This is a genomic window from Mycolicibacterium lacusdiani (assembly GCF_021916785.1).
GTDB classification, from domain to species: domain Bacteria; phylum Actinomycetota; class Actinomycetes; order Mycobacteriales; family Mycobacteriaceae; genus Mycobacterium; species Mycobacterium lacusdiani.
The window spans coordinates 436,252-463,032 of the sequence record NZ_JAKCFC010000001.1; the positions used below are offsets into that span (position 1 = coordinate 436,252).

Consider the following 26,781-nt stretch of genomic DNA (forward strand, 5'->3'; position numbering starts at 1 on the left):
TCAACGACGGTCGTCGGGGCGCACCATCTTGAACATCGCATCCCGCGACACCGCCACGTAGTCAGCCGGCCCACCAGCCCGCAAGATCGGGGTCGGCGCGGGAGTGTCGTAGATGCCGTCGACCAGCAGGTGCTTGTCGATGTGCACGGCCACCACCTGTCCGAGCACCAACCAGGTCGGTACGTCGTTGCCCTCGGTGTCGGTGAGCTGAATTAGTTGCGTCAGAACGCATTCGAAGTTCACCGGGCTCTCCAGCACCCGAGGCGCGTCGACCACGGACGCCGGCACGGCCGTCAGTCCCCCGCGGTCGAACTCGTTCTCCTCTGACGGGATCGACGCGGACGTCTCGTTCATCGCGGTCGCCAGGTCGCGGGTCGCAAGGTTCCACACGAAGTTCCGAGTGGCCTCGACGTTGGCAACGCTGTCCTTCCATCCGATCGACGCGAAGCCAACCACTGGCGGACGGTAGTTGAACCCGTTGAAGAAGCTGTACGGCGCGAGGTTGGGGGTACCTTCGGCGTTCACGGTCGAGATCCAGCCAATCGGCCGCGGACCCACGATCGCGTTGAACGGGTCGTGCGGAAGGCCGGTACCGTCCGCCGTCCGGTAGAAGTGTGCGTCCTTGCCTGCCATCGTCTCCCTCACGTCTTCGAACCCGCCGAACCAAGCCTTCCACGACGCGCGGCGTCCGGCGCTTCCGGCGACCGCCTCGCCTCCGGCAATCGGTAGCCCACATAATTAGGCATGCGAAAAAGCGGCGCGGGCGTGGGCCCCACGAGCGCCGCCGAGCAGTACCCGCGTCCGCGACTCCTCGTCGTGGCGCTGAGCATGGTGGCGCTCACGGTGGCGGTATTGCAGACCGCCGTCGTCCCGGTCCTCGGCATCATCGCCGAGCAACTGAACGCCTCCACCGTCGCCGTCAGCTGGGCCGTCACCGCCAACCTGCTCGCCGCAGCGGCGTCGACGCCGCTCATCGGCAGGCTCGCGGACCTCTACAACAAGAAGCACGTCCTGCTCGCGGTACTCGTCGCCGTCCTGGTGGGCTCCATACTGGCGGCGGTCACCTCGTCTCTGGCCCTGCTCATCGTGGCCCGCGTGCTGCAGGGCGTCTCGTTCTCGCTCTATCCGATCTGCGTCGCCATCCTGCGCGACGCGCTGCCCGAAGGCGCCGTCGTCGGCGCTCTCGCCGTGCTGTCCGGGACGCTGGGATTCGGCGGCGGTACCGGTCTGGTCGTCACCGGGCTGCTGATGAACGGTGACGCTGGATACCACCGGGTGTTCTGGTTGACGACGGTTTTCACCCTCGCCGTGCTCGTCCTCGCTGCGACCGTCGTGCCGAGCGCCACGACGCGAGGCGTCGGCACGATCGACTGGCTGGGCGCCTTGGGTCTGGCGATCGGCCTGTCGGCGCTGCTGCTCGCCATCACCCAGGGCAACTCGTGGGGGTGGCTCTCGCCGGCGACCCTCGGCGTCACCGCGCTCGGCATCGCGGTGCTGGTGGCGTGGTGGGCGTGGGAGCGCAGACAACGTCACCCCTTGGTGTCCATCGCGATGCTGTCGCGGCGAGCGGTGCTCCTGACCAACCTGGCGACCATCTTCGTGGGCATGGGGCTCTACTTCGGCTTCCTGGGCTTGACCCAATTCGTTCAGATCGACCGCGATGCGGCCGGGTACGGGTTCAGTGCGACGGTGCTGACCGCGAGCGTGGTGTTCCTGCTGCCGGGGGCGATCGCCGGTTTCGTCACCGCCACGTTGAGTGGCCGGTTCATCGACCGCTTCGGAGCGCGCCGTGTCCTGGTCAGCGGCGCGATCACCGGGGTGATCGGTTTCGTCTGGCTCGCCATTTCACACGATCAGTCCTGGCAGGTGATCGTGGCGGGCATCTGGGTCAACGCCTACATCAGCCTGGGCTACGGGGCGCTGCCCGCACTCGTCGTCAGCGAGGTCGACAGCGGCGAGACCGGAGTCGCCACCGGCGTCAACGCCATCGCCCGCACCGTCGGCAGTTCGATCGCCGCAGCGGCCGTGGCCGTCCTGCTCGCCCGGTCGGCGACCGGCACCGGCACCGGCTTGCCGTCGGAGCACGCCTTCGTGGTGATCTTCGCCGGCGGCGCCGTCACCGCCGCGCTCGCCATGATCCTCATCGCCGTGTCGGGGGCCGGTCAGGGCAGGGGTCGCCCGGCCGAATCGAACGTCGACTCCCGCGCCATGAATCACGAGTGGGGCTGAGCCAACCGAGGACCGTCTGCATATTTGGATCCGCTGGGGGGTAGCCGTTCGTGTGACGGCGGCCACGTGGCCGCCACCGGAGCAGAAGGAGTGATGGTCGTGGTGAGCACTCGGACGAAGCGGGTGATGGGTCTGACCGGAGCGACGGCCACCGTCGCCGCCGCGGTGGCAGTCGGCTTCAGCGGCGCGAGCCAGGCAGAGGAACCCGAGCCCGCCCCGCCGGGTCCGGTGACGACGTCGGAGATGACGCTGGTCGAGCCGACAGTGGATCCGGGAGCATCCGCCGCCCCGGACTCGCCTGAAGTCGCCACGCCTCCCGTGACGGCGACGACGCCCGAAGCGCCCTGAGCACTCGCGATCAAGCCTGCGCGCTGACGTGCCGACCGGCGTCGCCCGGCAGCCGAAATGCCTCGACGAGCGTGCTGGCCATGAAGCCACCCAGGAGCAGGTAGGTCGCCGAGTAGGAACCGAGCAGGCTGAAGGCCAGTGCGGCGATGGCTATGCCGAAGCCCGACGCCAGTTCCTGCACGGTGGCGTTCAGCGTGTTGGCGTGCGTCAGATCGTCGCCTCGAACGTCGGAGAAAGCCAGCGTGGCGTACGCGGTGAACCCGATCGAGCGCAGTGCGCCGCTGAGGAACACGATCGCCGTGATCGCGGCGATGGGCAGGCTGGGATGCAGCACGGCCAGGAGGACGAAGCCTTCGACCGATGCGATGCCGTTGACCAGCAGGACGTTGCGGATGCCGAAGCGCCGCATCAGCGGGGTGGTCGCTGGCTTGATCGCCACGTTCCCCAGGAACAGTGCGGCCACCATGACGCCCGCTGCCAGTGGCGACCAACCGAACTCGAGTTGGAACTGCAGGGCCAGTAGGAACGGCACCGCGGAGACCACCGCGCGATAGACACCGCCGGCCGAGACGGTAATGCGCAGCGTGCGCACGCGCAGAACCCGAAGCTGCACCAGCGGGTTCGTCGACCGCAGTAGGTGCAAGACGGCCCAGCCCAGCAGCAGCCCGGCCGTCAACGCACCCACCACGACGGTCTGCAATTCGACGCCGTGCAGCCGCACCCGCTCGACGGTGATGAGCGTTGTCGCGATGCCGAACGCGCTCAGCACCAATCCGCGCCAGTCCAGCGGCCGTGCCGCCGGTACCGCGGACCCGCGAATGAGGCGCAGCGCGAACAGGAATCCGATGATGCCGATCGGAATGTTGATCACGAAGATCCACCGCCACGACCCGAACGTCGCGATGGCCCCACCGAGCGGAACGGCGAGAATGGGCGCGGTGAGCGCGGGCCAGGTCAGCATGGCGATGGCATGCACCAGGTCGGACTTGGTCGAATTGCGCAGCACCGCAAGCCGACCGACGGGCACCATCATCGCGCCGCCAATCCCCTGCAGCACGCGCATCGCCACGAGCATCGGAAGCGACGGGCTGGCCGCGCAGCCGATCGAGGCGATGGTGAACACCGCGATCGCCACCAGGAACACCCTGCGGACGCCGAACCGGTCGGCCATCCACCCGGTGGCCGGAATCAACACGGCGACGGTCACCAGGTAGGCCGATATCGCCACGCCGACGTCGACCGGTTGCGCCCCGAACGACTCGGCCATCAGCGGAATGGCCGGGGCGATGATCGTGGCGTCGAGGATCTCCATGAACAAGGCACCGGACACCAGCAGCGTCATCCCCCGCGGAAACGACCGAGAACTCCGGGCGCTGGACATTCCGGCCAACGTAGTCGACCGGCGGTGACGCCGACGAGTCGCTAAGCTGGCGACTTTCCCCACAGGAGGCACGATGGCGGCTGACGTGACACCCGTGCGGCCCCCTGCCCGCTCCGCCGGCCACATCCGGTTGACCTCGCACAGTGGTGGCCACGCCGCCATGCCGATCACCTGGGGTGCCGCCACTGCTGCCGAACGCGGCCCCGTCGTCGGCACCACGACTACCCGTGGGCACCGCAACGTGGTCGGCACCCACAGCGGCTCGTACGGCGTGTACCGCGCCCTGGCGGTCGCGGCGGGATCGCTGTCGCGGGAGCACCGCGCCGATCTGACGAACACCTCGCCGACCGACGTGATCGGCCCCTACCCGCAGTGGACCGACCCCGAGGCCATCGTCAGCCTGGACCCCTGGGGCGGCACGGTCGTCGACGTGTTCGCCGACGAGATCGCCGCGGGTTACGACATCAGGCCCACGATCGCCGTCACCAAGGCGCACGTGATCCTCCCCGAGATCGCCGACGCGATCGCACGCGGCCGACTGCGGCCGGACGGCCGGTTCCTGCTCGCCAGTGGTGCCGCCTTGGTGACCAAGGCGGCGATCGAGCCGGTGTGGTACCTGCCCGGCGTCGCACGCCGGTTTGGCTGCACCGAGGCCGACCTGCGTCGCGCGCTGTTCGAGGAGACGGGGGGCATGTACCCCGAACTCGTCACGCGCTCGGATCTCGACGTGTTCCTGCCGCCGGTGGGTGGCCAGACGCTCTACGTGTTCGGCGACGCCGCCGATCTCGCCGACCCCGCCGCTGAATTGACCGCACGCGTGCACGACGAGTGCAATGGCTCCGACGTCTTCGGTTCCGACATCTGCACGTGCCGGCCCTATCTCACCCACGCCATCGAGGAATGCATCCTCGGCGCACAGCGCGGAGGAGTCGGCCTCGTCGCGTACTCGCGCAAGGAGGGTCGCGCACTCGGCGAGGTGACGAAGTTCCTCGTGTACAACGCACGCAAGCGCCAGGCAGGCGGCGACACCGCAGACCAGTACTTCGCCCGCACCGAATGCGTTGCGGGCGTGCAGGACATGCGCTTCCAAGAACTGATGCCCGACGTTCTGCACTGGCTCGGCATCCGCAAGATTCACCGCCTGGTCTCGATGAGCAACATGAAGTACGACGCCATCACCGGATCGGGCATCGAGGTCGGCGAGCGCGTGAACATCCCCGACGACCTGGTTCCGCCCGACGCGCGAGTGGAGATCGACGCCAAGACGGCCGCCGGATACTTCACCTCCGGCCCGGTTCCCGACGCCGACGAACTCAAGAAGGCCAAGGGCCGACGGCTCGGTGCGCTGGACACACTGGAGGCGCTGGACCCACTCGACGTGCCCAACCCGTGAGCAGCCCGGAGTCCGCGGCCGCCGCGCTGCGATCCACCACGACCGTTCGCGAGCGCGCGGCCTGGCTGCTGGCGCGTGCACGTGCCGACGAATCGCCCTGGTTCACCGTGGATGACGACGAGATGCCAGGCGCTGCAACACTGGTCGCGCAGACGACGCGCACCCGGTATCCCGACCTGGCGGTGCCCTTCCACAGCCGCTGGCGCCACTTCGAGGCTGGTGGCGTCGACCGCAAGGCGATCCTCGACGACGCACTGCCCGAGCCGCGCGAGCGGCTGCGGGCGATGATCGACCTGGCCGTCGTCAGCGTGCTCCTCGACGCCGGGGCAGGACCGGACTGGCACTACCGGGAGGCCGGCGGCGACCGGTATTCGCGCTCGGAGGGGTTGGGCGTCGCCAGCTTTCACGCATTCACCGCGGGCGTGTTCTCGAGTGACCCGTCACACCCGTTGCGGGCAGACGCCGACGGACTGCACGCCCTGCGCGTCGACGACATCGCCAGGGCATTGCAGGCCGACGCGTCGAACCCACTCGTCGGGCTCGACGGCCGCGTCGAGGTGCTCCGCCGCCTCGGCAACGCGCTGGCCGACCGTCCGGACGTCTTCGGCCGCCCGGCGCGCCCGGGTGGCATGGCGAGCGCCCTCATCGGCGCCGACGGTCACGTCACCGCGCACGCCATCCTCACCGCGCTCCTGTCGTCGCTGTCGGACATCTGGCCGTCGGCCAACGCCATCGACGGTGTTGCACTCGGCGACTGCTGGCGCCACGACGCGGTTCCGGGGCCGGGGCTCACCGCAGGCTGGGTGCCGTTCCACAAGCTCTCCCAGTGGCTCACCTACTCACTGCTGGAGCCGTTCCAGTGGGCCGGGGTCACCGTCGACGGTCTCGACGCACTGACCGGGTTGCCCGAATACCGCAACGGCGGACTGCTTCTCGACACCGGCGTCCTCGCACTGCGCGATGCGGAATGGGCCTCGCGCACGTGGACGGCTTGCGACGAACTCGTCGTCGAATGGCGGGCGCTCACCGTCGCACTGCTCGACGAACTCGCCGACCTCGTCCGCGGCGAACTCGGTGTCGACGTCCCCCTGGCCTGCGTACTGGAGGGTGGCACGTGGGCGACCGGCCGGATTCTCGCCAAGCAGTTGCGCGGCGGACTGCCGCCTCTGACCATCGACAGCGACGGGACGGTGTTCTGATGACCGAGGTGCATCTGGTGGACCACCCGCTGGTGCAGCACAAGCTGACACTTATGCGCCGAAAGGACGCCAGCACGAAGACCTTTCGCCAGCTTCTGCACGAGGTGTCGATGCTGATGGCCTACGAGGTGCTGCGCGATATCCCGATGCACGACGTCGAGGTCGAGACGCCACTGGAGGTGACCCGCGGCAAGGCCATCGACGGCAAGAAGCTGGTGTTCGTGTCGATTCTGCGAGCAGGCAGCGGCATCCTCGACGGCATGCTGGCGGTGGTACCCGGCGCTCGGGTCGGGCACATCGGCCTCTACCGCGACCCGAAGACGCTGATCGCCGTCGAGTACTACTTCAAGCTGCCGACCGACCTCGACGAGCGCGACGTCGTGGTGGTGGATCCGATGCTCGCAACCGGACACTCCGCGGTTGCCGCCGTCGAGCGGCTCAAGGAGTCCGGGCCCAAGTCGATCAAGTTCGTGTGCCTGCTGGCGTGCCCGGAGGGCATCGCCGCGTTGCACGCCGAACACCCCGACGTCCCGATCTACACCGCGGCCGTCGACCGGGAACTCGACGAGCACGGATACATCGTGCCGGGCATGGGCGACGCGGGTGACCGCATGTTCGGCACCAAGTGACGGTGTCACGGGTTTGCCCGCGACGAGTCGCGTAGTCGACAATCGGGCGTGACCACACGGCGGCGGGCGACTGTCATCGCTGCCGTCGTCGTCGTATTGGCCGCATCGACCGTCGGCGCGGTCGCCGTCACCCGCGGCGACTACTTCGGCGGAGCCGAGGCCGCGCCGTCCGATCCCCGGCCGTCGCCGGCCGCCGCAGCCCCGTTCGCGACGCTCAACCCCGACGCACCCACACCCACCTCCGCCGGTCTGGCCGAAGCGTTGGCACCAGCTCTGGCCAACCCCGATCTCGGCCTGCTGACCGGTCGCGTCGCCGACGCGACGACCGGTGACGTGCTGTGGCAGCAGAACCCGGACCTGCCGCAGACGCCCGGTTCGGTGACGAAGGTGCTCACGGCGGCGGCCGCGCTGCTGGCGCTGTCACCCGCACACCGCGTGGCGACCACGGTGGTGCCCGGGTCGGTTCCCGGCCAGGTGGTGCTCGTCGGCGGCGGTGACCCGACCCTCACCGCCCAGCCCGCAGGCGAAACCGGCTACTACGTCGATGCTCCGCGGCTCGACGATCTCGCCGAGCAGGTGCTTGCCTCGGGCGTTCCCGCGCAAAGCATCGTGGTCGATACCGCACTGTTCCCCGGGCCCACCATGGCCCGCGGATGGAACCCCATCGACATCGAGGGCGGCAGCATCGCCCCGATCGAGCCGGTGATGCTCGACGGCGGTCGCAGACAACCGTTGGTCACGTACTCCCCCCGCACCGCCACACCGGCACTCGACACCGGCCGCGCGCTGGCCGACCGGCTCGGGGTCGACCCGTCGGCGGTGACGGCCGGCCAGGCACCGCCGGGAGCCAGTCCCGTTGCGAGGGTGTGGTCGGCACCGCTCAGCGTGCGCCTGCACCAGATGATGGTGCTCTCCGACGACGTCACCGCCGAGACCATCGCGAGGGAGGTGGCACTCGCCCGAGACAAGCCCGCGACGTTCGACGGGGCCGTCGAGGCGGTGACCGACGTACTCACCGAAGCGGGCGTCGACCTCGCCGGGCTGGACCTGTCGGACCTCAGCGGCCTCTCGACCGACGACCGCATCCCCGCCCGGGTCGTCGACGACGTCGTCGCGGCCGCTACCGGGACCGGCGACCAGTCCGAGAAGCTGCGCGCGATGGTCGACGATCTCGCCGTCGGGGGCGGAAGCGGAACGCTGTGGGACCGATTCGTGGCGCCCTCACCCGGGGCCGGCTGGATCCGCGCCAAGACCGGCACGTTGGACAACGTGAACGCCCTCGCCGGATACGTCGTCGACGTCGACGGTCGCGCGCTGACGTTCGCCTTGATGTCGACGGGCACCATGCAGGACGTCGCCAAGCCCGCGCTCGACGCGGTGGCCACGGTGCTGCGGCTGTGCGGTTGTCGCTGAGCAGGGCGTGGTCCGCTAAGAGTTTCGAGCGGCCGCTTCCGGCACCCTCGCCAGCCCGGGCAGCGGACCGAATGCCCGCGCCAACAGCGGGCTGATCGCGGCGACCGCCGCCAACCCGACCGACACCATCACGGCACCGCGCGCACCGTGGGCGTCGGTCGCGACGCCGGCCAGGGCGGTGCCGATGGAGCCGCCCACGATAGCGGCGCTGCTCAGCCAGCCGAACGCCTCCGTGGCCACGTGCTGACTGATTTCTCGCGACACCATCAGGTGCAGGACCGACATGGCAGGCGCGAACCCGACGCCGGACACGAGCAGTGCGACGAACTGCAGTGCGAGGTTGTCGAGGACCCCGTAGAGAGCAACGCCCAGGCCAACCGCGGTGAGCGCTGCGACGACTCCGCTGAGGCCGAGTTGACGGTGTCCGAGCAGGAGTCCCCCGATCAGCGAACCGACGCTGGCCGAGGCGATCGCCGCGCCCGCGACGAGGCCGTTGCTGCCGAGCGCCGCGATGATGCCGACCTCCAGTGCGGTGAACGACGCGACCAAGGCGAGGCTGGCGATCCCGGCCAGCAGGACCGCCCGGTGAAACAGGATTCGGCCGAACCTGGTGTGGTTCACCGCCTTCGCCGGATGAAATCCACGGGAGCCGAGGAGGAACCACGCCGTGCCCAGCAGCACGACTGCGGCGCACAGGAGCAACGGGAACGTGGTGGCGATGGTCGATGCGAGGACGGTGGCCGCGACGGGGCCGACGACCCAGATCAGTTCCTGCGCCGTGGTATCGAGGGCGAACAGCGTCCGCACCTCGTTACCGGGAACCATCCGCGGGTACAGAGCCCGCACGACCGGCATCAGCGGTGGCATCGAGGCACCCGTGAGCAGACCCAGCCCCACCAGCAGTCCGGCGGAGGAGCCGGCGAACGCCAAAGCGACTGTGCCCGAAGCGTTCACGACGCTGGCGGTCGCCAAGGTACGCGCCACCCCGAGGCGTCCGGCGAGACGCGCCGTCACCGGCATGGCGATGGCCTCCCCCACGCCCACGCTCGCCACCACGGCACCGGCCAGCGCGTACGACCCCGTCAAACCCTGAACGTGCAACAGGATCGCTAGCGACAGGATGCCCAGCGGAAGACGGGCGAACAACTGCGCGGCCGTCACGTTCAGGACACCCGGCACCCCAAGCAAGTTCCGGTAGGTGCCCATCGTCGCCGTCCTTTACTCGCTACGCGCTATACCGTCCAGACGGTACACAAGCGCTGGACGTGATCGTAAGGTGGGCGTGTGACGTCGTCGCGGGATCGCATACTCGACGCGTACGCGGACCTTCTGATCACCGAAGGCGAGCGTCACGCGACGCTCGAAGCCGTCGCGGCTCGCGCGGAGGTGTCCAAGGGTGGGCTGCTGTACCACTTCCCCTCGAAGGATCAGCTGGCCGTAGGACTCTGCGACCGCCTGGCGGCACTGGCGGCTCAGGACGCAGAGGCAATGCGCACCGCGGACGAAGGGCCTGCGCGGTACTACGTCCGCTCGTCGCACTATGCCGACACGCCACTGGACCGCGCACTGGTCGCCGTATCCCGATTGCGACAGTCGGGCGACGGCCGGGCAGGCGCGGCCATCGAGGCCGCATCGGAGGCCTGGCTGGATCTCCTGCACGACGCGCTCGGGGACCTCGACGTCGCACGCGCCGTGAAGTTGATCGGCGACGGGCTCTACTACAACGCCCTCAACCGGGCCCTGGGTGGGCTGCCGGAATTGCTGGAGGCCGACGAGGGGATCCTCGAGGTCGTCGATCGAATCACGAACGCAGGCAAACGGTCTTGACGCCAGGCCTGCGACGCATGCCTCCCATGCAGGCCCCGCGCCGTCCCTGAACCGGCCACGAGTTTCCATTCGGTTAACAGGTCCGTCGGGTCTTGTTCTATTTCGGACGTCCGTCTACTGTTCCTGAGAGCGTGCGATCCAGGTCACCGACGAGCCGGAGCGCATCCCGCCATCCGGCACGAACAGCCCGCGAGATCGCTTGGGAGAAGACGAATGTCAGCACACGCACCGGACGCCGCCCCCGTGGCGTCCGCAGATCCAGGGGCCGTGGTCGGCACCACCGGGTTCAAGGCCAATCTCGGCACCGGCCGCGTCGCACTCCTCGTCATCGCCTGCGCCGCGCCGCTGGGATCCGTCATCGGCAACACTCCGATCGGCTTCACCCTGGGCAACGGTGCCGGCCTTCCCATCATCTTCCTGGTGGCCGGCCTGGTCCTCGCGTGCTTCGCGGCGGGATACGTTGCGATCAACCGGGCCGTTCCCGGCGGAGGCGGATTCGCCCGCTACGTGCACGCGGGATTCGGGCCCGGGGCGGGTCTCGGCGCGGCCTACGCGACCACCGTGGCGTACGGATCGGGGACGATCGCCATCACCGCGGCCGCCGGATACTTCGCCGACGTGATCGCGCAGCCGTACGGCGTGGACCTGCCCTGGTGGCTGTACTCGATCGTGGCCATGGTGATCGTCGGCACGATCGGGCGCTACGCCGCCGACCTGAGTGCGAAGGTGCTGCTGGTCATGATCGCCGCGGAGTTCGCGATGCTGATCGTGCTCGACGTCCTGATCCTCGCGCACAGTGGACTCTCGGCGTTCCCGCTGGACGTCTTCTCCCCGAAGCAGGTGTTCTCCGGCAGTGTCGGCCCCGCGCTGATGATCGCGTTCACCTCGTTCATCGGCATCGAGTCCGCGGTCATCTACGCCAACGAGGCGCGCAACCCCGGCAAGACGGTGCCGCGCGCCATCTACCTGTGCGTCGGCGTCATCTCGATCTTCTACTTCCTCACCGTGTGGCTCATCGTCGGCTCGGTCGGCGTGAACCAGATCGTGCCCGTGGCGCAGGAGGAGCAGGGCGACCTCCTGTTCACCCTCTCGGGTCAACAAGGTGGCACCGTGCTGACGACGCTGATGCAGGTCTTCTTCCTCACCAGCGTCCTGGCATCGCTGGTGGCGCTGCACAATGCGACGACGCGCTACCTGCAGACGATGGGCGCCCAGGGCACCATGCCGCGGTTCCTGGGCGTCCTACACCCGCGGTACCGGGGACCGGCACGTGCGAGCGAGGCCCTGTCGGTGCTGACCGCCGTGCTGGTGGCCCTGTTCGTGATCGTCGGCCTCGACCCCTACCTCGGCGTCTACACCAGCCTCGGCGGCCTGTTCACGGTCGGCATCGTGGCCATGCAGGGCGCGGTGGCCGTCACCGTGGTGGTGTTCTTCCGCAAGCGCAGGGACCGGCGGCTCTGGAAGACGCTGATCGCCCCCGCCATCGGCGCGCTCGGGCTGCTCACCGCCACCGGCCTGATCATCGCCAACTACTCGGTCCTCACGGGAACCGACGCCCTGCTGCCGAACCTGCTGCCCTGGTGCATTCCGTTGGCGTTCGTCATCGGCTTCGTCGTGTACCACCGTCGCCGCGACCTCGTCGTCGACTTCGATCCCGCGCCGCCGACCGAGAGCCGAGCCCAGCCGTGAGCGCCGTGGCGGTGATCGGCCCGCACCTCATCGACGTCCTCGGCCGTCCTGTCTCCGAGATCCCCGCGGGACAGGGCAGTGTCGTCCTCGACGAGATCCGCGTCACGGTCGCCGGGACCGGCGGCGGAGCGGCGGTCGACCTCGCCAAGCTCGGCGCCACGGTGTCGTCGTTCGCGGCCATCGGAGACGACGTCCTCGGGCGGCTCCTCGTCACACAGCTCCACGAATACGGCGTCGACACCACGGGATTGGTGATGCAGCACGGGCAGAAGACGGCGTCGACGATCCTCCCGATCCGGCCCAACGGGGAACGGCCCGCGCTGCATGTCCCCGGTGCGATGGCGTCGCTTCGGCCGGCCGACGTGAACGGCGCCGCCCTGCTCGCCGCAGACGCGGTCCTCTTCGGCGGGCCGGAAACGACACCGCGACTGCTGGATTCGGAGGGCATCGACATGTTCGGAGCCGTACGCGCCGCTGGAATACCGATATTCGTGGACCTGCTCTATCCCGGACGACCCGAAACGCTCGAACTACTCGGTCCGCTGTTGCCACTGATCGACTGGTTCATGCCCAACGATCAGCAGCTGCGCGGACTCACCGGCGTCGACGACGTCGTCGAGGCCGCACGAATCCTGTTGGGACGTGGGGTCGGTGCCGTCGCCGTCACCGTCGGCGAACACGGTGCCCTGCTGGTGCGGCCGGACGCCGACCCGGTCTCCGTTCCGGCACTGCCCACCACCGTGGTCGACACCACCGGGTGCGGCGACTCCTTCAACGCGGGGATGATCACCGGCCTGCTGTCCCGATGCTCCGCGGCGGACGCCGCGCTCATCGGCTCCGCGTGTGGCGCGCTGGTGGCCTCCGGACTCGGATCCGACGCCGGCATCGAGGACCTTCACGGCGTGCTGAACCTCGTCTCCGCGTCGAACCCCGAGGCGGGCCACCGCATCGCCGACCAACTCGCCGCCGCACGCTCGACCACCTGACCCGAACTCACCGCACCAAAGGGAGAACACCGTGACCACCGACATCGACGTCACCGCTGATCGGCGTCAGCGCAGCGCCGACGCCGAGCTGCGCCGCCGCGCCAAGGCCGTCGTGCCCAACGGCATGTACGGCCACGAGAACATGAACGCGTTCCCGGCGATCCCCCAGTTCATCGCGCGGTCGCGGGGTGCCCGGCTGTGGGACGTGGACGGCAACGAGTACGTCGACCTGATGTGCAGCTGGGGTCCGGTCATCCTCGGCCATGGCAATCCGGTGGTGGAGGCAGCCGCCGAAGAGCAACGCCGACAGGGCGATTGCCTCAACGGCCCCGCGCCCATCATGGTGGAGCTGGCGGAGGCCTTCGTCGAGACGGTTGCCGACGCCGACTGGGCCATGTTCGCCAAGAACGGCACCGACGCCACCACGATGTGCTGCACGATCGCACGCGCCGCGACCGGCCGCGCGTTGATCCTCGTCGCCGAGGGCGCCTACCACGGCGCCGCCCCGTGGTGCACCCCGTTCCCCGCGGGCGTCACGGCCGCGGACCGCGCCAACCTGCTGCAGTACCGGTTCAACGACGTCGCCTCGATCCGCGCCGCCGTCGGCGATCGGGCAGGCGACGTCGCCGCGATCATCGTCAGCCCCTTCCGGCACGATGCCGGCTTCGACCAGGAGTTCGTCGACCCCACCTTCGCCCGGGACGTCCGCGCCTACTGCGACGAGATCGGCGCGGCGCTCATCCTCGACGACGTCCGCGCCGGTTTCCGGCTGCACCATGGCGGCAGCTGGGAACCCCTCGGCGTACGAGTGGATCTGACGCCCTGGAGCAAGGCGATCGCGAACGGCTACCCGCTGGCCGCGGTCACCGGCACCGACCGCTACCGGGACGCCGCCGGCGGCATCTTCGTCACCGGCTCGTTCTGGATGGGAGCCGTGGACATGGCCGCCGGCCTCGCCACCATCACCGAGTTGGCCCGCCGCGACGCCGTGTCCCGGATGCGCGACCTCGGGCAGCACCTGCGCACCGGCATCGTCGAGAGCGCCGAGCGGTGGGGTTTCGACGTGCACTACACCGGGCCCGCTCAGATGCCGAATCTGTTGTTCGGCAACGACTCCGACTACGAGCTGTCCATCGCGTTCAGCGCGGAGGCACAGGCTCGCGGGGTCTACGTGCACCCCAAGCACAATTGGTTCGTCTCGGCCGCGATGACCGACGGCGACCTCGACATGGCACTCACCGGTCTCGACGGCGCCTTCGGCGCGCTGCGCGCCCGGTACCCCCGCACATGAGCAACCTGCAGGCGCTGCGTGGTGACGTGGCGGCGCGCTGTCGCGACCTGGCAGCGCAGGGCGTGGCCGTGGCCGGCGCGGGCAACGTCAGCGTGCGGATCGACGATCGTGTCCTGATCACCCGGGCGGGGATGCGCTTCGAGACCGCGAGGGCGGAGGACGTCGCCGTCGTCAGCCTCGCCGGCGACGTCCTGGTCGGTTCCCGACCGTCCTCCGAGACGGGGTTGCACCTTGGTATCTACGCGCGCTCGGCCGCCGAGGCCGTGGTCCACACCCACGGGCGGAGTTCCGTCGCCGTCGGGTTGGTGTGCGACCAGATGCCCCTGGTGCACTACAACCTGCTCCGGCTGGGCGGCCGGATACCGACCATTCCCTACTTCCTGTTCGGCTCCGACGAGCTGGCCGAGGCGGTGGGAGCTGCGGTCGCAGGGGGTTTCGGCACCGTTCTGATGCGCAACCACGGTGCCGTCAGCAGCGCACGATCGCTGACCGAGGCCGTCGAGCACGCCTGCCTCGTCGAGTGGGTGTGCGACGTCTATCTCGCAGCGTCCGGCATCGGCACACCCGCGGTCCTCACCGACGACGATCTAAGTGCCGTCGCTGAACAGAGTCGACGCCTTTCCTACGGCCGCTGAGGGTCATCCGGCCCGGGTCCTACACTCGTTCACAGCCGGACAGCCGAGGGGACCCGATGCCGAAGATCGTCGATCACGACGAACGCCGCGAGGAGATCCTGCGTGCGGCGATCCGGGTCATCGACAGCGTGGGTCTGGACAACACCACCACCCGCGCGATCGCGCTCGAGTCCGGCTACTCCAACGGGGTCCTCAGTCACTACTTCCAGGACAAGGACGACATCCTGCAGTCGATCCTGGTGAAGACGCACCGCGAGTTCATGAGCCGCGTCGAGGACAGCATGCGCGGCAAGGACGAGTTCGGCCGACTGTGGGCCATGTTGATGCAGAACCTCCCCCTGGACCGGGAACGCCGCGTCGAAACCCTGATGGAGATGACCTTCTGGCCGCGCGCGGTGTCGAATCCCGCCTCGCGGGAGTTCCAACGCGACGCTGCCAATGATCTGCTGAAGCGGATACGCAGCTTGATCGCCGACGTCCGCGCAGCGGGAGGGCTCGACAGCGACCTGACCGATGCCGACGTGGCCGAGCTGCTCATCGCCGTCATCGACGGATTGTCGGTGCACGCCGAGCTGTTCCCGAAGCGGCTTCCGGCTGCCCACCAAAGGAAGCTGATGCGAGTTCAACTGGAGGCCATGGGCTTCCGGATCGACGAGAAGGCACTCGACGCCGCACGGTGACGGCGGCTCTATCGCTCCCTTGCCCCGATCAGGGCCTCGGATATCACGCTGGTTGCCTTCGTCAGCGCTGGAAGGGCGCGAGCGACGAACTCGTCGCCGACACGGGCCGAGGGGCCGGAGATGCCAATCGCCATCGGGGTCGGAGCACCCGGCACAGCCATCGCGACGGAGCGAACACCGACCTCGAACTCCTCGTCGTCGACCGCGTAGCCGTCGGCCCGCACGCGTTCGACGTTCGCGAACACCGCAGACAGGGTCGACGCACTGTTACCGGTCGGCGCCGGAAGTCCGGACTGCGTAACCAGTTTGAGAATGCGTGCATCGTCCAGTTCACCCAGGACGGCCTTGCCCACACCGGACGTGTGCAGACCGACGCGCTTGCCGACCTCGTTGGTCCGCATCACCTTCGACGACGGTACCTGCCCGGTGTAGATCACCATGTCACCGTCGAGCACCGCGAGGCTCGCCGTTTCTGCCAGTTCGTCGACCAGCGACTGCAGTACCGGGCCGGCGACCGCGCCCAACTGACGGTTCGCCACCTCACCGAGCCGAATCAGCCTCGGGCCCAGGGCGTAGCGGCGGTTGGGCAGTTGTCGCACGTAGCCGAGTCCGACCAGCGTGCGCAGGAGACGGTGGATGGTCGGCGGCGGTAGCGGAGACTCCGCAGACAACTCCGTCAGCGAGCACTCCCCTCCCGCACGTCCGATCAGCTCCATCAACTCGAAGGCGCGCTCCACCGACTGCACGCCGCCCGACTTCTCCGCCATGCGATCCACTTCCAGCCGCCGAATGTCGTTCCATCCAACCTCCTGAAAAACGGTTCCGCAATACGGAATCTGTGAACGATGGATGGTCGTGACCGCACGGACATTGACCCTCGCGCTAAACTCCACAATGTGGAATTCTGTCGTTACGGGGACTTCCACCCACGGAAGGGACAACGGTGACACGACGCCTCGACGATGCCGTGCTGGCCGACGTCGACAGCCGCCTCTGCGACGCCGACGCGCGACTGGTGACCGGATATCCCGGCGACGACGGCCGTCGGCAACCGGTCCACACCGTCTACGTCCCGGGCAACCGTTACTCGGCGACGATGCCCGCTGACTGGGGATCCGCCGCTCTCGCTGCGGCGAATGATGCAGGCGGACTCGACGCGGTGGCTTCGCTCGTCGGCGCGGGCAGCGGAACCGACTGCGAGCCGGAGACTCTCGCAGCCCTCGTCGGGAACAAGCTGGCCACTGAGCCCATCGAAGACCTCCGCATCGACTTCGAAGACGGCTACGGCACGTTCGACGACGCGACCGAGGACGCCGACGTCGCACGGGCGATCGCCGCACTGCGGATCGCACTCGACTCGGGCACCTCGACCCCGTTCGTCGGCACCCGCTTCAAGTGCCTCGAGGCAGGCACCCGTGCCCGCGGACTGCGCACGCTCGACATGTTCGTCAGCGGACTCGTCGACTCGGGCGGCCTCCCCGACGGCCTCACCCTCACCCTGCCCAAGGTGACGTCCGTCGACCAGGTCGAGGCGATGGTCGCCGTCGCGAGCGCGCTCGAACGTGCCAACGGACTGCCTGCCGGCCGCATCCGCTTCGAGGTGCAGGTCGAAACACCGCAGGCGATCCTCGGCGCCGATGGCCGCGCGCCCGTCGCCCAGTTCATCCACGCCGGCCAAGGCCGCGTCAGCGCGCTGCACTACGGGACCTACGACTACTCGGCGTCCCTCGGCATCGCCGCCGCCTACCAGTCGATGGAGCATCCGGCGGCGGACCACGCCAAGAACGTCATGCAACTCGCCGTCGCAGGCACCGGTGTGCACCTGTCCGATGGCTCGACCAACATCCTCCCGGTCGGCGACCCCGACAACGTCGCCATGGCGTGGCAGCTGCACGCGCGCCTCGTCCGGCGCCACCTCGAACGCGGCATCTACCAGGGCTGGGACATGCACCCCGCCCAACTCGTCACCCGATACCTCGTGACCTACGCGTTCTACCGTGGCGCCTTCGCGCCCGCCGCCACGCGCCTGCGCAACTACGTCCACCAGCTCGACTCGACCGTCATGGACGAGCCGGCCACCGCCCGAGCACTCGCCAACGTGATCCATCGTGGCAGCGTGTGCGGCGCCCTCACCGTCGACGAGATCGAGACAGCCACCGATCTCCCCATGTCCACCGCGCGCGACATCGCGCTCGGCCGCCCGATCAGGAGCACGCAATGACTACTCCACCGACCACTGGGTCGTACTACACGCCCCGCGGCGGCCTGCCCCCGCAGACCGATCTGCTGACCGACCGCGCCATCGTCACCGAGGCCTACACGGTGATCCCGCGCGGCGTCCTCTCGGACATCGTCACCTCGGTGTTCCCGGAGTGGACCGATACGCGCGCATGGATCGTCAACCGGCCGGTCGCCGGTGGTGCGACGACGTACTTCCAGGCCATCGTCGAGGTCAAGCCGGGCGGCGGGGCGCAGCGACCCGAGCCGCAGTCCGAGGTGCAGAGCTTCCTGTTCGTCACGTCCGGTGCACTCACCGTCGACGCTGCGGGCCAGTCCCGGACACTCACCGAGGGCGGCTTCGCCTACCTCCCGGCAGGCACCGACTGGTCGGCCCGCAACGACGGCGACGCCGACGCGACGTTCGTCTGGATCCGCAAGCGGTATGAGGCCGTCGAGGGCCACACGGTATCGGTGAAGTTCGGCAACGAGCAGGACATCGAACCGTCGGCCATGCCGGGGACCGACGGCAAGTGGCGCACGACGCGCATGCTCGACCCGCAGGACCTCGGGTACGACATGCACGTCAACGTCGTCACGTTCGAGCCCGGCGGGACCATTCCGTTCGCCGAGACCCACGTGATGGAACACGGCCTCCTGATGCTCGAGGGCAAGGCCGTCTACCACCTCAACGGGGACTGGGTGGAGGTGCAGGCAGGCGACTTCCTGTCGCTGCGCGCCTTCTGCCCGCAGGCGTGCTACGCAGGCGGGCCGTCCAACTTCCGCTACCTGCTCTACAAGGACGTCAACCGCCAGATCATGCTTTGATACGTTGCGCTACAACTGGAATGGCCAGCCCGTGATCTTCTTCTCACGGGGGGTCGCGTAGGTACGCACCTTCGACGTGGACAGTCCCATCCGGACCAGACCTTCGGCGATGGTGACCGCCGCGCGCACTCCGTCGACGATCGGGACGCCGGTCGCTGCCGTCACCTTCTCCTCGAGTTCGGCCATGCCGCCGCAACCGAGGCAGATCACCTCCGCGTGATCGTTCTCCACTGCCTCACGCGCCTGGCGGACGATCGCCTCGACCGCCCGACCCGGATCCGACTCGAGTTCGAGTACACCGAGGCCGGACGCCCGCACCGACGCGCATCGTGCATCGAGTCCCGCGAGCTTGAGACGGTCCTCGATCAGCGGGACGGTGCGGTCGAGCGTGGTGACGACCGAATACTTGTGTCCGAGATACATCGCCGTCGACGCGGCCGCCTCGGTGATGTCGACCACCGGGACGTCGAGCAGCTCCTGCAGACCCTCCCGACCGTGCTCGCCGTACCCGGCCTGGATCACGGCGTCGAACGGCTCGGGATACGAGGTGACCGCATCCATGACGGCGATGGCCGCAAGATAGCTCTCGAAGTTTCCCTCGCACGAGTCCGCACCGAAACGCGGTGTGATGCCGACGATCTCGGTACCCGGTGACGCGACACTGCGCGCCGACTCGGCGATGGCATCGGTCATCGAGACCGTCGTGTTGACGTTGGCTACGAGGATTCGCATGGCAGTCCCTACTAGTGCGTGCTCGCCACGGCGATGGGCTCGCCGGAGACGTCGTTGAACGGTCCCCGTCGGTCGGCGACCACGAGGTACACGATCGCACCCAGTCCTGCGCCGATGAACCAGGAGAACTCGGAGACGACCTTGAACGCCGGAACGAACGCCATCAGCAGTGCCGCCACCGCCGTGATGACGAGTGCGACCACGGCACGCACGTTGACGCCGTTCGCGTAATGGTACTCGGACTTCGCATCGGTGGTGAACAGGGCTGGAACGTTGATCTGGGAACGACGCACCAGCCAGTAGTCGGCCATGATGATGCCGAACAGCGGCCCGAGAATGGCACCCAGCCCACCGAGGAAGTAGTTGATCACCGCGGGCGAGTTGTACAGGTTCCACGGCAGGATCACCAGGCCGATGACGGCCGAGATGAACGCTGCGCGACGGAAGTTCAGCTGCTTCGGGAACAGGTTGTTGAGCGCATAGATCGGGGCGACGAAGTTCGCCATCAGGTTCACGGCGACGGTCAAGATCAGCAGCGCCAGTGCCGCGAGCACCAGCAGCAGGGTGTTCGGCACTTCTTGCACGATGTCGGCTGGCGCTTCGATGATGCGTCCGTCGATGCGGAATTGGGCGCCGGCAAGGACGATGACGATGGCGCCGAACACCAGCATGTTGAGCGGGATGCCCCAGAAGTTGCCCTTCACGATGGCCCGCTTCGACGTCGCGTTTCGGGTGAAGTCGCAGAAGTTGAGGACGAACGTGCCGTAGATCGCGACCCACAGGCTGGCGCCGCCGATGATCTGCAGCCACATGTCGAGGCCGGTCAGCGAGTCAGGCGTCGTCCACGCGATGGTCCAGTCGGCGTTGCTGAGCATCCAGACCGCGAGCGCGATCATCGTGAACAGGATGACCGGACCGGCGAATGCCTCGTACCTGCGGATCATCTCCATGCCGTAGCTGACGATGATCACCTGGATGACCCACAGCACGATGAACGAGATCCAGCCGAGCGTCGACAACCCCAGGAAGCTGTTCGAGTCGAGGGTTTCGGCCGACGGTACGAGCGCGATGATCATGATGCGCAGCACCACGGACGCGAGGTAGGTCTGAATCCCGAACCAGGCGATCGCGATCGCGCCGCGGATGAGGCCGGGGATCTGCGCACCGCGGGTGCCGAACGAGATGCGGCTCATCACCGGGAACGGGACGCCGGTCTTCTCCCCCATGAACCCGGACAGGTTGAGCAGCAGGAAGAGGAAGACGCCACCTAGGCCGAGCGCCAACAGGATCTGCCACCCACCGAGGCCGAGGGCGAACAGCCCGATGGCAAACGAATAGTTGCCCAGGCTGTGTACGTCGTTCGCCCACAGGGTGAAGATGTTGTACGCGCTCCACCGTCGACCCTCGCGCTTGGTGGGAGCGAGTTCGGGGTTGTACAGGGACGGACTGACGTCGGCGAACGGTGTTGCATCGTCACGACTGGGATCGCCGATGACACCGGTGGACTCTGTGCTCATGGATACGCCTGTCACGGTCGGAGCGCCGACGCTCAGCGCCGCCGCAAAGATTCCACGGTGTGGAAGTAATATTCCACGGATCCGATAAGTAAGTCGTATCGCGACAGCGCGTGTCAAGGCTTCGGCCGCGATTGACTGTGTCGACGCTCACATCTAGAGTCGCCCAGGAATGGAGTTTCAGTTCCACGATGAGGAATTCTTCTCGAAGCAATGGAGAACCGCCGATGACCGCCGACACCCCCGACCAATCCGGTTTCGACCTGGTGGTCCGCGGCGAACGCATGCTGACGACGGCGGGAATCGTCGCCCGCGAGATCGGCATCCGCGACGGTCGCGTCGTCGCGATCGAGCCGCTCGGGAGCGGTCTCACCGGCACGGAGGTCGTCGAACTCACCGACGAGCAGGTGATGATTCCCGGCTTGGTCGATACCCACGTGCACGTCAACGAGCCGGGCCGCACCGAGTGGGAGGGGTTCGACTCCGCTACCCGCGCAGCGGCGGCGGGCGGCGTGACCACGCTGATCGACATGCCGCTCAACTCGATCCCGCCAACGGTCAACGTCGAAGCCCTCGACGCCAAGCGCGCGGCGGCATCGGGCAAGACGCACATCGACGTCGGCTTCTGGGGCGGCGCGATTCCCGGCAACACCGGCGATCTGCGCGGTCTGCACGACGATGGCGTCTTCGGCTTCAAGTGCTTCCTGCTGCACTCCGGCGTCGACGAGTTCCCGCATCTCGACGCCGACGAGATGGAGAAGGACATGGCCGTGCTCGCCGGCTTCGACTCCATGATGATCGTGCACGCCGAGGACTCCCGCGCCATCGACCGAGCCCCCTCGGCCGAGGGCGACCGGTACGAGCGCTTCCTCGCGTCACGGCCGCGCGGCGCCGAGAACGTGGCGATCGCCGAGGTCATCGAACGCGCTCGATGGACCGGCGTCCGTGCGCACATCCTGCACCTGTCGTCGTCGGACGCTCTGCCCATGCTCGCGACCGCGAAGCGCGACGGCGTCAAGATCACCGTCGAGACGTGCCCGCACTACCTGACGCTGCTCGCCGAGGAGATCCCCAACGGCGCAACGGCGTTCAAGTGCTGTCCACCGATCCGTGAGGCGTCCAATCGGGAGCTTCTGTGGCAGGGCCTGCTCGACGGCACGATCGACTGCATCGTGTCCGACCACTCCCCCTCGACGGTCGACCTGAAGGACGTCGAAAACGGCGACTTCGGCGTCGCATGGGGCGGCGTCGCGTCGCTGCAGCTCGGCCTGTCATTGATCTGGACCGAGGCCAAGCGTCGCGGTGTGAAATTGACGCAGGTCATCGAGTGGATGGCGGCCAAGCCCGCCGCGCTCGCCGGATTGAACAACAAGGGCAAGATCGCGCTGGGCTACGACGCCGACTTCGCGATCTTCGAGCCCGAGTCCGCCCAGGTCGTCGACGTGCACAAGCTGCACCACAAGAACCCGATCAGCCCGTACGACGGGCGCGCACTCGCCGGTGTCGTGACGAGTACGTGGTTGCGCGGCAAGAAGATCGACTTCACGACCCCGCAGGGCCGGATGCTGCGCCGCGGCGGCGTGTAGCGCCACCTATCTGCGATTCGTGGAGTATTTCCTGCGGTGAGCGCAGGGAATGTTCCACGAATCGCGCCCGCGGCTACTTCAGGGGGAGGCCGGTGATCGCGCGGGCCATCACCAGACGCTGAATCTCGCTGGTGCCCTCGAAGATCGTGAAGATCTTGGCGTCGCGGTGCATGCGCTCGACCGGGTAGTCGCGGGTGTAGCCGTTGCCGCCGAGGATCTGGATCGCCTCGTCGGTGACGTACACGGCCGTCTCGCTGGCGATCAGCTTGGCCATCGATCCCTCGGCGTTGGTGAACGGCAGGTCGTTGCGCGCCATCCAGCCCGCACGCCACACCAGGAGCCGGGCACTGTCGATGCGGGCCTTCATGTCCGCGAGCTTGAACGCGATGGCCTGGAAGTCACCGATCTTGCGACCGAATTGCTCGCGCTGCTGGGCGTATTCGAGGGCGTACTCGTAGGCCGCCCGCGCGACGCCGAGCGCCATCGCGCCGACCGTGGGACGGGTGCGCTCGAACGTCTTCATCGCCGCCTGGCCCGCCGAGCGCTTGCCCTCGCGGGAGCGGGCGATGCGCTCGTCGAACTTGTCCTTGCCGCCGATGATCAGCCGGCCCGGGAGCCGCACGTCGTCGAGCACGACCTCGGCGGTGTGCGAGGCGCGGATGCCGTGCTTCTTGAACTTCTGGCCCTGGCTGAAGCCCTTCGTGCCGGGCGGGATGATGAACGTCGCCTGGCCGCGCGAACCGAGGTCGGGCTCGACCGATGCGACCACGATGTGCACGTTGGCGATGCCGCCGTTGGTCGCCCACGTCTTGGTGCCGTTGATGACCCATTCGTCGGTCGCCTGGTCGTACCGGGCCCGCGTGATGATGGCCGAGACGTCCGATCCCGCGCCCGGCTCCGAGGCACAGAACGAACCCAGCAGCGGTTCGTCGACCGTGCCGAACATCTGGGGCAGCCACTCGCCGAGTTGCTCGGCGGTACCGGTGGCCGCGAGCGACGCCGCCGCCAGACCGGTGCCGAGGATCGAGAGCCCGATTCCCGCGTCACCCCAGAACATCTCCTCGAATACCGTCAGCATGCCGAGGCCGCTGGGCTCCGCGGCCTGGGTCGCGAAGAGGTCCATCGAGTAGAGACCGACCTTCGCCGCCTCCTGGATGATCGGCCACGGCGTCTCCTCGCGCTCGTCCCACTCCGCAGCCGCAGGCCGGACGATCTGTGCAGCGAAGTCGTGAACCCAGTCCCGGACGTCGACGACGTCTTCGGAAAGCTCCAGGGAGAACGTCATGGCGACAGGTCCTTTCGATGATTCGACGGCCATGCGGCCGGTGGCGGCGCGATGAAACGAGCAACCGCGTCGCGGTTCAGTGAACGAATGTACACTGCGAGCACGTCTCGGCCAACCGGTGCCCCGGCCGGAAACGAACGCCGCAGTCGGCGCGACTGTGGGAGCGTTACCACCACAGCCGAACCCGCCGATCCCGGCCCACGACAGGAACGCCGCCAAGGATGCCGAACGCTCAGCGCAGGGCCCCGCGGACCGCGCGGAGCATCGGAACGCGCTACGTCCTCGGCCTGACGTATGCCCAACTGATCACGGCCGTCGAGGTCGCTGCCGTCGCCGTCTCCCTCGGCGGGCAGTCCCTCGGCGCGAACACCGCACTGACGCCACCGCGGCTCGCCGTCCCCGTCGCGCTCATCGCGTTCGGAGTCCTTGGCACCGCCATCGGCGGATACTGGAGCATCGCGCCGTCGCTGCGCTGGTACCCCGGGGGCGTCGAACCCGATGCCGCGCAACGCAAGCACGCCATCAACCTGGTGCGCCGCCAGACCGCGATCCTCCTGGGCATCTGGGTGGTGTGCACGCTCGTAGTGGTGGCGGGCAACGTCGATGCCGGCCTGGGACCGACCGTGCTGCTGGTCATGGCGATGCTGTTCGGGGCGATCTCGAGCGTCAGCTCCGGTCTGCTGTTCACGCTGCGCGTCGTGCGACCGATCGTCGCGGCGGCGAGCAAGGACTTCGTCAGTCGCGCGACCGCGCCGGGCGTGGTCGCCCGGCTGGTCCTCATGTGGCTGGTGACGTCTGCGCTTCCGAGTCTCGCGATCGCGCTGCTCGTCGTGTTCCATTCCCAGGGCTGGTTCATCCCTCGCAGCGCGTCGCTGGTGATTCCCGTCGTCGTGCTGTCGGCGGTGTCGGTGGGTCTCGGGATCCGGTCGCTGATCCTGGTGTCGCGCTCGATCTCCGATCCGCTCAACGACGTCGTCGCGGCGATGGCCGAGGTCGAGCGCGGTGACATCGGCCGCACCGTCGACGTCTACGAGCAGTCCGAGATCGGCCGGCTGCAGAACGGCTTCAACCGCATGGTCGCGGGTCTGCTCGAACGCGACCGGCTCCGCGACCTGTTCGGCCGCCACGTCGGCTCCGACGTCGCCCGGCTCGCCGAGTCCGACGGTGCCGCACCCGGTGAAGTACGCGACGTCGCGGTGCTGTTCATCGACCTGGCCGGCTCCACCCAATTGCCGGCGCACCGCTCCCCACGCGAAGTCGCCGACGTGCTCAACGACTTCTTCCGCATCGTCGTCGCGGCCGTCGACGAACGCGGCGGCCTCATCAACAAGTTCCAGGGCGACGCCGCACTCGCGGTGTTCGGCGCCCCGGTGGCCACCGACGGTGCGGCCACGGCGGCGTTGCACACCGCCCGCGCCCTCGCCGAGCAGTTGCGCACGCTGCCGGTCGTCGACTTCGGCATCGGCGTGTCGGCAGGCCCGGTGTTCGCGGGCAACATCGGCGCCGAGAACCGCTACGAATACACGGTGATCGGCGATCCGGTGAACGAGGCCGCACGACTGGCCGACGCCGCCAAGCAGATCGTCAGCCGGACGTTGGCCTCGGGTGCCGCACTGGACCGCGCTGACGCCGACGAACGATCCCACTGGGACTCCCGCGACCCGGTCCTGCTGCGCGGTCGATCGGAACCCACCCGGATCTCGGTGCCACGCGACCACAATGTGGTGCATGGCACCCGACAATGACGGCCCCAACAACGCAGACCACCCCGACCGCGTCACCCCGTTCCGCATCGACGTACCCGACGACGTGCTCACCGATCTGCGACAGCGGCTGACCCACACGCGGTGGCCAGAACCCGAGGCCGTGGGATCCGGCGACGAACTCGATTGGAGCCAGGGCATCCCCCTGGCGTATGCCCAGGAGCTGGCCGCCTACTGGGCCAACGAATACGACTGGCGGGAACGCGAAACCGCGCTCAACCGCTTCGACCAGTTCGTCACCGAGATCGATGGCCTCGACGTGCACTTCATCCACCAGCGCTCGCCCCATCCCGACGCCTTCCCGATCGTCATCACCCACGGGTGGCCCGGATCAGTCGTCGAATTCGCGAAGGTCGTCGAGCCCCTGACCGACCCGACCGCACACGGCGGTCGCGCCGAAGACGCCTTCCACGTGGTGTGTCCATCGCTGCCGGGCTACGGGTTCTCGGGCAAGCCTACGGCCACCGGTTGGAACGTCGACCGGATCGCCAGGGCCTGGGAGACGCTGATGGTCCGGCTCGGCTACGACCGCTACGGCGCACAGGGCGGCGACTGGGGTGGCGCCGTCACCGCACAGATCGGCCGCAACGTCGGGCACTGCTGCGCCATCCACACCAACTTCCCGATCGCCGGGCCCACCGAAGAGGCCAAGACCAACCCGACCGACGAAGACAAGGCCGCGCTCGCGGGCATGAACTACTACCGGCAGTGGGACAGCGGCTACTTCAAGCAGCAGGCCACCCGACCGCAGACCGTCGGCTACGGCCTCGTCGACTCCCCCGCCGCGCAACTGGCATGGATCGTCGAGAAGTTCTGGTCGTGGACCGACTGCGACGGCCACCCCGAGAACGCGTTGAGCCGCGACGAGATGCTCGACAACGTGATGCTCTACTGGGTCACCGGCACTGGCGCGTCCTCGGCCCGGCTGTACTGGGAGAGCATGGCGTCGTTCGGATCCTTCAGCCGCGTCGAGTTACCGACGGGCGTCGCGTCGTTCCCCAAGGAGATCGGCGCGCCACCGCGGTCGTGGTGCGAGCCGAACTACGCCATCACGCACTGGACGACGATGCCGCGCGGCGGCCACTTCGCGGCCTTCGAACAGCCCGAGTTGTTCGTCGACGACGTGCGGGCGTTCTTCGCGACGGTGCGCTGACGC

General features: G+C 68.3%; 24 protein-coding genes. 17 read left to right on the plus strand and 7 right to left on the minus strand.

From position 1 onward, the window contains the following. Positions 1–645, minus strand: coding sequence for a flavin reductase family protein (locus tag LOK44_RS02230; protein WP_308192697.1), 645 nt, complete (start codon positions 643–645; stop codon positions 1–3). Between the two features lie 99 nt (positions 646–744). Between LOK44_RS02230 and LOK44_RS02235 the strand changes: the two genes are divergently transcribed. Both LOK44_RS02235 and LOK44_RS02240 read left to right on the plus strand, forming a co-directional pair. Further along, entirely contained in the window at positions 745–2,229 is a 1,485-nt protein-coding gene (locus tag LOK44_RS02235) for an MFS transporter (RefSeq protein WP_372481155.1), read from the plus strand. Positions 2,230–2,331: 102 nt separating this feature from the next. Beyond that, the gene (locus LOK44_RS02240) at positions 2,332–2,577 is read left to right on the plus strand and encodes a hypothetical protein (RefSeq protein ID WP_237568403.1); all 246 of its coding nucleotides are present in this window, start codon (positions 2,332–2,334) and stop codon (positions 2,575–2,577) included. A gap of 10 nt (positions 2,578–2,587) precedes the next feature. On the opposite strand, the gene LOK44_RS02245 is transcribed toward LOK44_RS02240, so the two are convergent. Continuing rightward, entirely contained in the window at positions 2,588–3,919 is a 1,332-nt protein-coding gene (locus LOK44_RS02245; RefSeq protein ID WP_237568936.1) for an MFS transporter, read from the minus strand. Positions 3,920–4,031: 112 nt separating this feature from the next. Here LOK44_RS02245 and LOK44_RS02250 point away from each other — a divergent pair, with 112 nt between their 5' ends. Genes LOK44_RS02250 through dacB form a run of 4 tightly spaced genes read left to right on the plus strand, consistent with a single transcriptional unit; the run spans position 4,032 to position 8,592 of the window. Next, positions 4,032–5,351 (plus strand): GTP cyclohydrolase II, encoded by a 1,320-nt coding sequence (locus tag LOK44_RS02250; protein WP_237568404.1) that lies wholly within the window; start codon positions 4,032–4,034, stop codon positions 5,349–5,351. Then, on the plus strand, positions 5,348–6,550 hold the full coding sequence (locus LOK44_RS02255) for a URC4/urg3 family protein (protein ID WP_237568405.1): 1,203 nt from the start codon (positions 5,348–5,350) through the stop codon (positions 6,548–6,550). The genes LOK44_RS02250 and LOK44_RS02255 overlap by 4 nt, the downstream gene beginning before the upstream one ends. Further along, a complete protein-coding gene (upp, locus tag LOK44_RS02260) occupies positions 6,550–7,179 on the plus strand; it encodes a uracil phosphoribosyltransferase (RefSeq protein WP_237568407.1) in 630 nt (209 codons plus the stop codon). The genes LOK44_RS02255 and upp overlap by 1 nt, the downstream gene beginning before the upstream one ends. A gap of 48 nt (positions 7,180–7,227) precedes the next feature. Next, on the plus strand, positions 7,228–8,592 hold the full coding sequence (gene dacB / locus LOK44_RS02265; RefSeq protein WP_237568409.1) for a D-alanyl-D-alanine carboxypeptidase/D-alanyl-D-alanine endopeptidase: 1,365 nt from the start codon (positions 7,228–7,230) through the stop codon (positions 8,590–8,592). 15 nt (positions 8,593–8,607) lie between these two features. On the opposite strand, the gene LOK44_RS02270 is transcribed toward dacB, so the two are convergent. Next, positions 8,608–9,798 (minus strand): MFS transporter, encoded by a 1,191-nt coding sequence (locus LOK44_RS02270; protein ID WP_237568410.1) that lies wholly within the window; start codon positions 9,796–9,798, stop codon positions 8,608–8,610. Positions 9,799–9,876: 78 nt separating this feature from the next. Here LOK44_RS02270 and LOK44_RS02275 point away from each other — a divergent pair, with 78 nt between their 5' ends. The 6 genes from LOK44_RS02275 (at position 9,877) to LOK44_RS02300 (ending at position 15,700) form a co-directional block, all read left to right on the plus strand. Continuing rightward, complete coding sequence (locus tag LOK44_RS02275) at positions 9,877–10,419, plus strand: TetR/AcrR family transcriptional regulator (protein ID WP_308192698.1); 543 nt, start codon at positions 9,877–9,879, stop codon at positions 10,417–10,419. A gap of 213 nt (positions 10,420–10,632) precedes the next feature. Then, the gene (locus LOK44_RS02280; RefSeq protein WP_237568411.1) at positions 10,633–12,108 is read left to right on the plus strand and encodes an APC family permease; all 1,476 of its coding nucleotides are present in this window, start codon (positions 10,633–10,635) and stop codon (positions 12,106–12,108) included. Beyond that, positions 12,105–13,094, plus strand: coding sequence for a carbohydrate kinase family protein (locus LOK44_RS02285; RefSeq protein WP_237568412.1), 990 nt, complete (start codon positions 12,105–12,107; stop codon positions 13,092–13,094). The genes LOK44_RS02280 and LOK44_RS02285 overlap by 4 nt, the downstream gene beginning before the upstream one ends. A 31-nt stretch (positions 13,095–13,125) precedes the next feature. Further along, a complete protein-coding gene (locus LOK44_RS02290) occupies positions 13,126–14,385 on the plus strand; it encodes an aminotransferase class III-fold pyridoxal phosphate-dependent enzyme (protein ID WP_237568414.1) in 1,260 nt (419 codons plus the stop codon). Further along, positions 14,382–15,020, plus strand: coding sequence for a class II aldolase/adducin family protein (locus LOK44_RS02295; protein WP_237568416.1), 639 nt, complete (start codon positions 14,382–14,384; stop codon positions 15,018–15,020). The genes LOK44_RS02290 and LOK44_RS02295 overlap by 4 nt, the downstream gene beginning before the upstream one ends. Positions 15,021–15,076: 56 nt before the next feature. Then, positions 15,077–15,700: a TetR/AcrR family transcriptional regulator gene (locus tag LOK44_RS02300; RefSeq protein ID WP_237568418.1), complete on the plus strand. Its 624-nt coding sequence runs from the start codon at positions 15,077–15,079 to the stop codon at positions 15,698–15,700. 8 nt (positions 15,701–15,708) lie between these two features. Here the strand turns inward: LOK44_RS02300 and LOK44_RS02305 are convergent, their stop codons facing one another. Beyond that, a complete protein-coding gene (locus LOK44_RS02305; RefSeq protein ID WP_237568419.1) occupies positions 15,709–16,467 on the minus strand; it encodes an IclR family transcriptional regulator in 759 nt (252 codons plus the stop codon). Between the two features lie 176 nt (positions 16,468–16,643). On the opposite strand from LOK44_RS02305, the gene LOK44_RS02310 reads away from it, so the two are divergent. Together LOK44_RS02310 and LOK44_RS02315 are read left to right on the plus strand one after the other, a co-directional pair. Further along, the gene (locus tag LOK44_RS02310) at positions 16,644–17,921 is read left to right on the plus strand and encodes a DUF6986 family protein (RefSeq protein ID WP_237568421.1); all 1,278 of its coding nucleotides are present in this window, start codon (positions 16,644–16,646) and stop codon (positions 17,919–17,921) included. Continuing rightward, complete coding sequence (locus LOK44_RS02315) at positions 17,918–18,745, plus strand: bifunctional allantoicase/(S)-ureidoglycine aminohydrolase (protein WP_237568423.1); 828 nt, start codon at positions 17,918–17,920, stop codon at positions 18,743–18,745. The genes LOK44_RS02310 and LOK44_RS02315 overlap by 4 nt, the downstream gene beginning before the upstream one ends. Before the next feature lie 9 nt (positions 18,746–18,754). Here LOK44_RS02315 and LOK44_RS02320 read toward each other — a convergent pair whose 3' ends face one another. Together LOK44_RS02320 and LOK44_RS02325 are read right to left on the minus strand one after the other, a co-directional pair. Next, positions 18,755–19,477: an aspartate/glutamate racemase family protein gene (locus tag LOK44_RS02320; RefSeq protein WP_237568430.1), complete on the minus strand. Its 723-nt coding sequence runs from the start codon at positions 19,475–19,477 to the stop codon at positions 18,755–18,757. An 11-nt stretch (positions 19,478–19,488) separates the two neighbouring features. Next, complete coding sequence (locus LOK44_RS02325; RefSeq protein ID WP_237568432.1) at positions 19,489–20,994, minus strand: NCS1 family nucleobase:cation symporter-1; 1,506 nt, start codon at positions 20,992–20,994, stop codon at positions 19,489–19,491. A gap of 224 nt (positions 20,995–21,218) precedes the next feature. On the opposite strand from LOK44_RS02325, the gene allB reads away from it, so the two are divergent. Next, complete coding sequence (gene allB, locus LOK44_RS02330) at positions 21,219–22,577, plus strand: allantoinase AllB (protein ID WP_237568433.1); 1,359 nt, start codon at positions 21,219–21,221, stop codon at positions 22,575–22,577. A 73-nt stretch (positions 22,578–22,650) separates the two neighbouring features. Here the strand turns inward: allB and LOK44_RS02335 are convergent, their stop codons facing one another. Then, positions 22,651–23,862, minus strand: coding sequence for an acyl-CoA dehydrogenase family protein (locus LOK44_RS02335; RefSeq protein WP_237568434.1), 1,212 nt, complete (start codon positions 23,860–23,862; stop codon positions 22,651–22,653). 221 nt (positions 23,863–24,083) lie between these two features. Here LOK44_RS02335 and LOK44_RS02340 point away from each other — a divergent pair, with 221 nt between their 5' ends. Then, entirely contained in the window at positions 24,084–25,607 is a 1,524-nt protein-coding gene (locus LOK44_RS02340; protein ID WP_237568436.1) for an adenylate/guanylate cyclase domain-containing protein, read from the plus strand. Then, positions 25,591–26,778: an epoxide hydrolase family protein gene (locus tag LOK44_RS02345; protein WP_237568438.1), complete on the plus strand. Its 1,188-nt coding sequence runs from the start codon at positions 25,591–25,593 to the stop codon at positions 26,776–26,778. Before LOK44_RS02340 ends, LOK44_RS02345 begins: the two co-directional genes overlap by 17 nt. Positions 26,779–26,781: the final 3 nt, after the last annotated feature.

What these genes read in the sequence shown, in the direction of transcription:
- LOK44_RS02320 (WP_237568430.1), bottom strand. Translation starts at nt 19,477, where the DNA reads ATGCGAATCCTCGTAGCCAACGTCAACACGACGGTCTCGATGACCGAT.
- LOK44_RS02325 (WP_237568432.1), bottom strand. Translation starts at nt 20,994, where the DNA reads ATGAGCACAGAGTCCACCGGTGTCATCGGCGATCCCAGTCGTGACGAT.
- LOK44_RS02245 (WP_237568936.1), bottom strand. Translation starts at nt 3,919, where the DNA reads ATGACGCTGCTGGTGTCCGGTGCCTTGTTCATGGAGATCCTCGACGCC.
- LOK44_RS02270 (WP_237568410.1), bottom strand. Translation starts at nt 9,798, where the DNA reads ATGGGCACCTACCGGAACTTGCTTGGGGTGCCGGGTGTCCTGAACGTG.
- LOK44_RS02340 (WP_237568436.1), top strand. Translation starts at nt 24,084, where the DNA reads ATGCCGAACGCTCAGCGCAGGGCCCCGCGGACCGCGCGGAGCATCGGA.
- LOK44_RS02305 (WP_237568419.1), bottom strand. Translation starts at nt 16,467, where the DNA reads ATGGCGGAGAAGTCGGGCGGCGTGCAGTCGGTGGAGCGCGCCTTCGAG.
- LOK44_RS02235 (WP_372481155.1), top strand. Translation starts at nt 745, where the DNA reads ATGCGAAAAAGCGGCGCGGGCGTGGGCCCCACGAGCGCCGCCGAGCAG.
- LOK44_RS02295 (WP_237568416.1), top strand. Translation starts at nt 14,382, where the DNA reads ATGAGCAACCTGCAGGCGCTGCGTGGTGACGTGGCGGCGCGCTGTCGC.
- upp (WP_237568407.1), top strand. Translation starts at nt 6,550, where the DNA reads ATGACCGAGGTGCATCTGGTGGACCACCCGCTGGTGCAGCACAAGCTG.
- LOK44_RS02335 (WP_237568434.1), bottom strand. Translation starts at nt 23,862, where the DNA reads ATGACGTTCTCCCTGGAGCTTTCCGAAGACGTCGTCGACGTCCGGGAC.
- LOK44_RS02250 (WP_237568404.1), top strand. Translation starts at nt 4,032, where the DNA reads ATGGCGGCTGACGTGACACCCGTGCGGCCCCCTGCCCGCTCCGCCGGC.
- LOK44_RS02280 (WP_237568411.1), top strand. Translation starts at nt 10,633, where the DNA reads ATGTCAGCACACGCACCGGACGCCGCCCCCGTGGCGTCCGCAGATCCA.
- allB (WP_237568433.1), top strand. Translation starts at nt 21,219, where the DNA reads ATGACCGCCGACACCCCCGACCAATCCGGTTTCGACCTGGTGGTCCGC.
- LOK44_RS02345 (WP_237568438.1), top strand. Translation starts at nt 25,591, where the DNA reads ATGGCACCCGACAATGACGGCCCCAACAACGCAGACCACCCCGACCGC.
- LOK44_RS02315 (WP_237568423.1), top strand. Translation starts at nt 17,918, where the DNA reads ATGACTACTCCACCGACCACTGGGTCGTACTACACGCCCCGCGGCGGC.
- LOK44_RS02300 (WP_237568418.1), top strand. Translation starts at nt 15,077, where the DNA reads ATGCCGAAGATCGTCGATCACGACGAACGCCGCGAGGAGATCCTGCGT.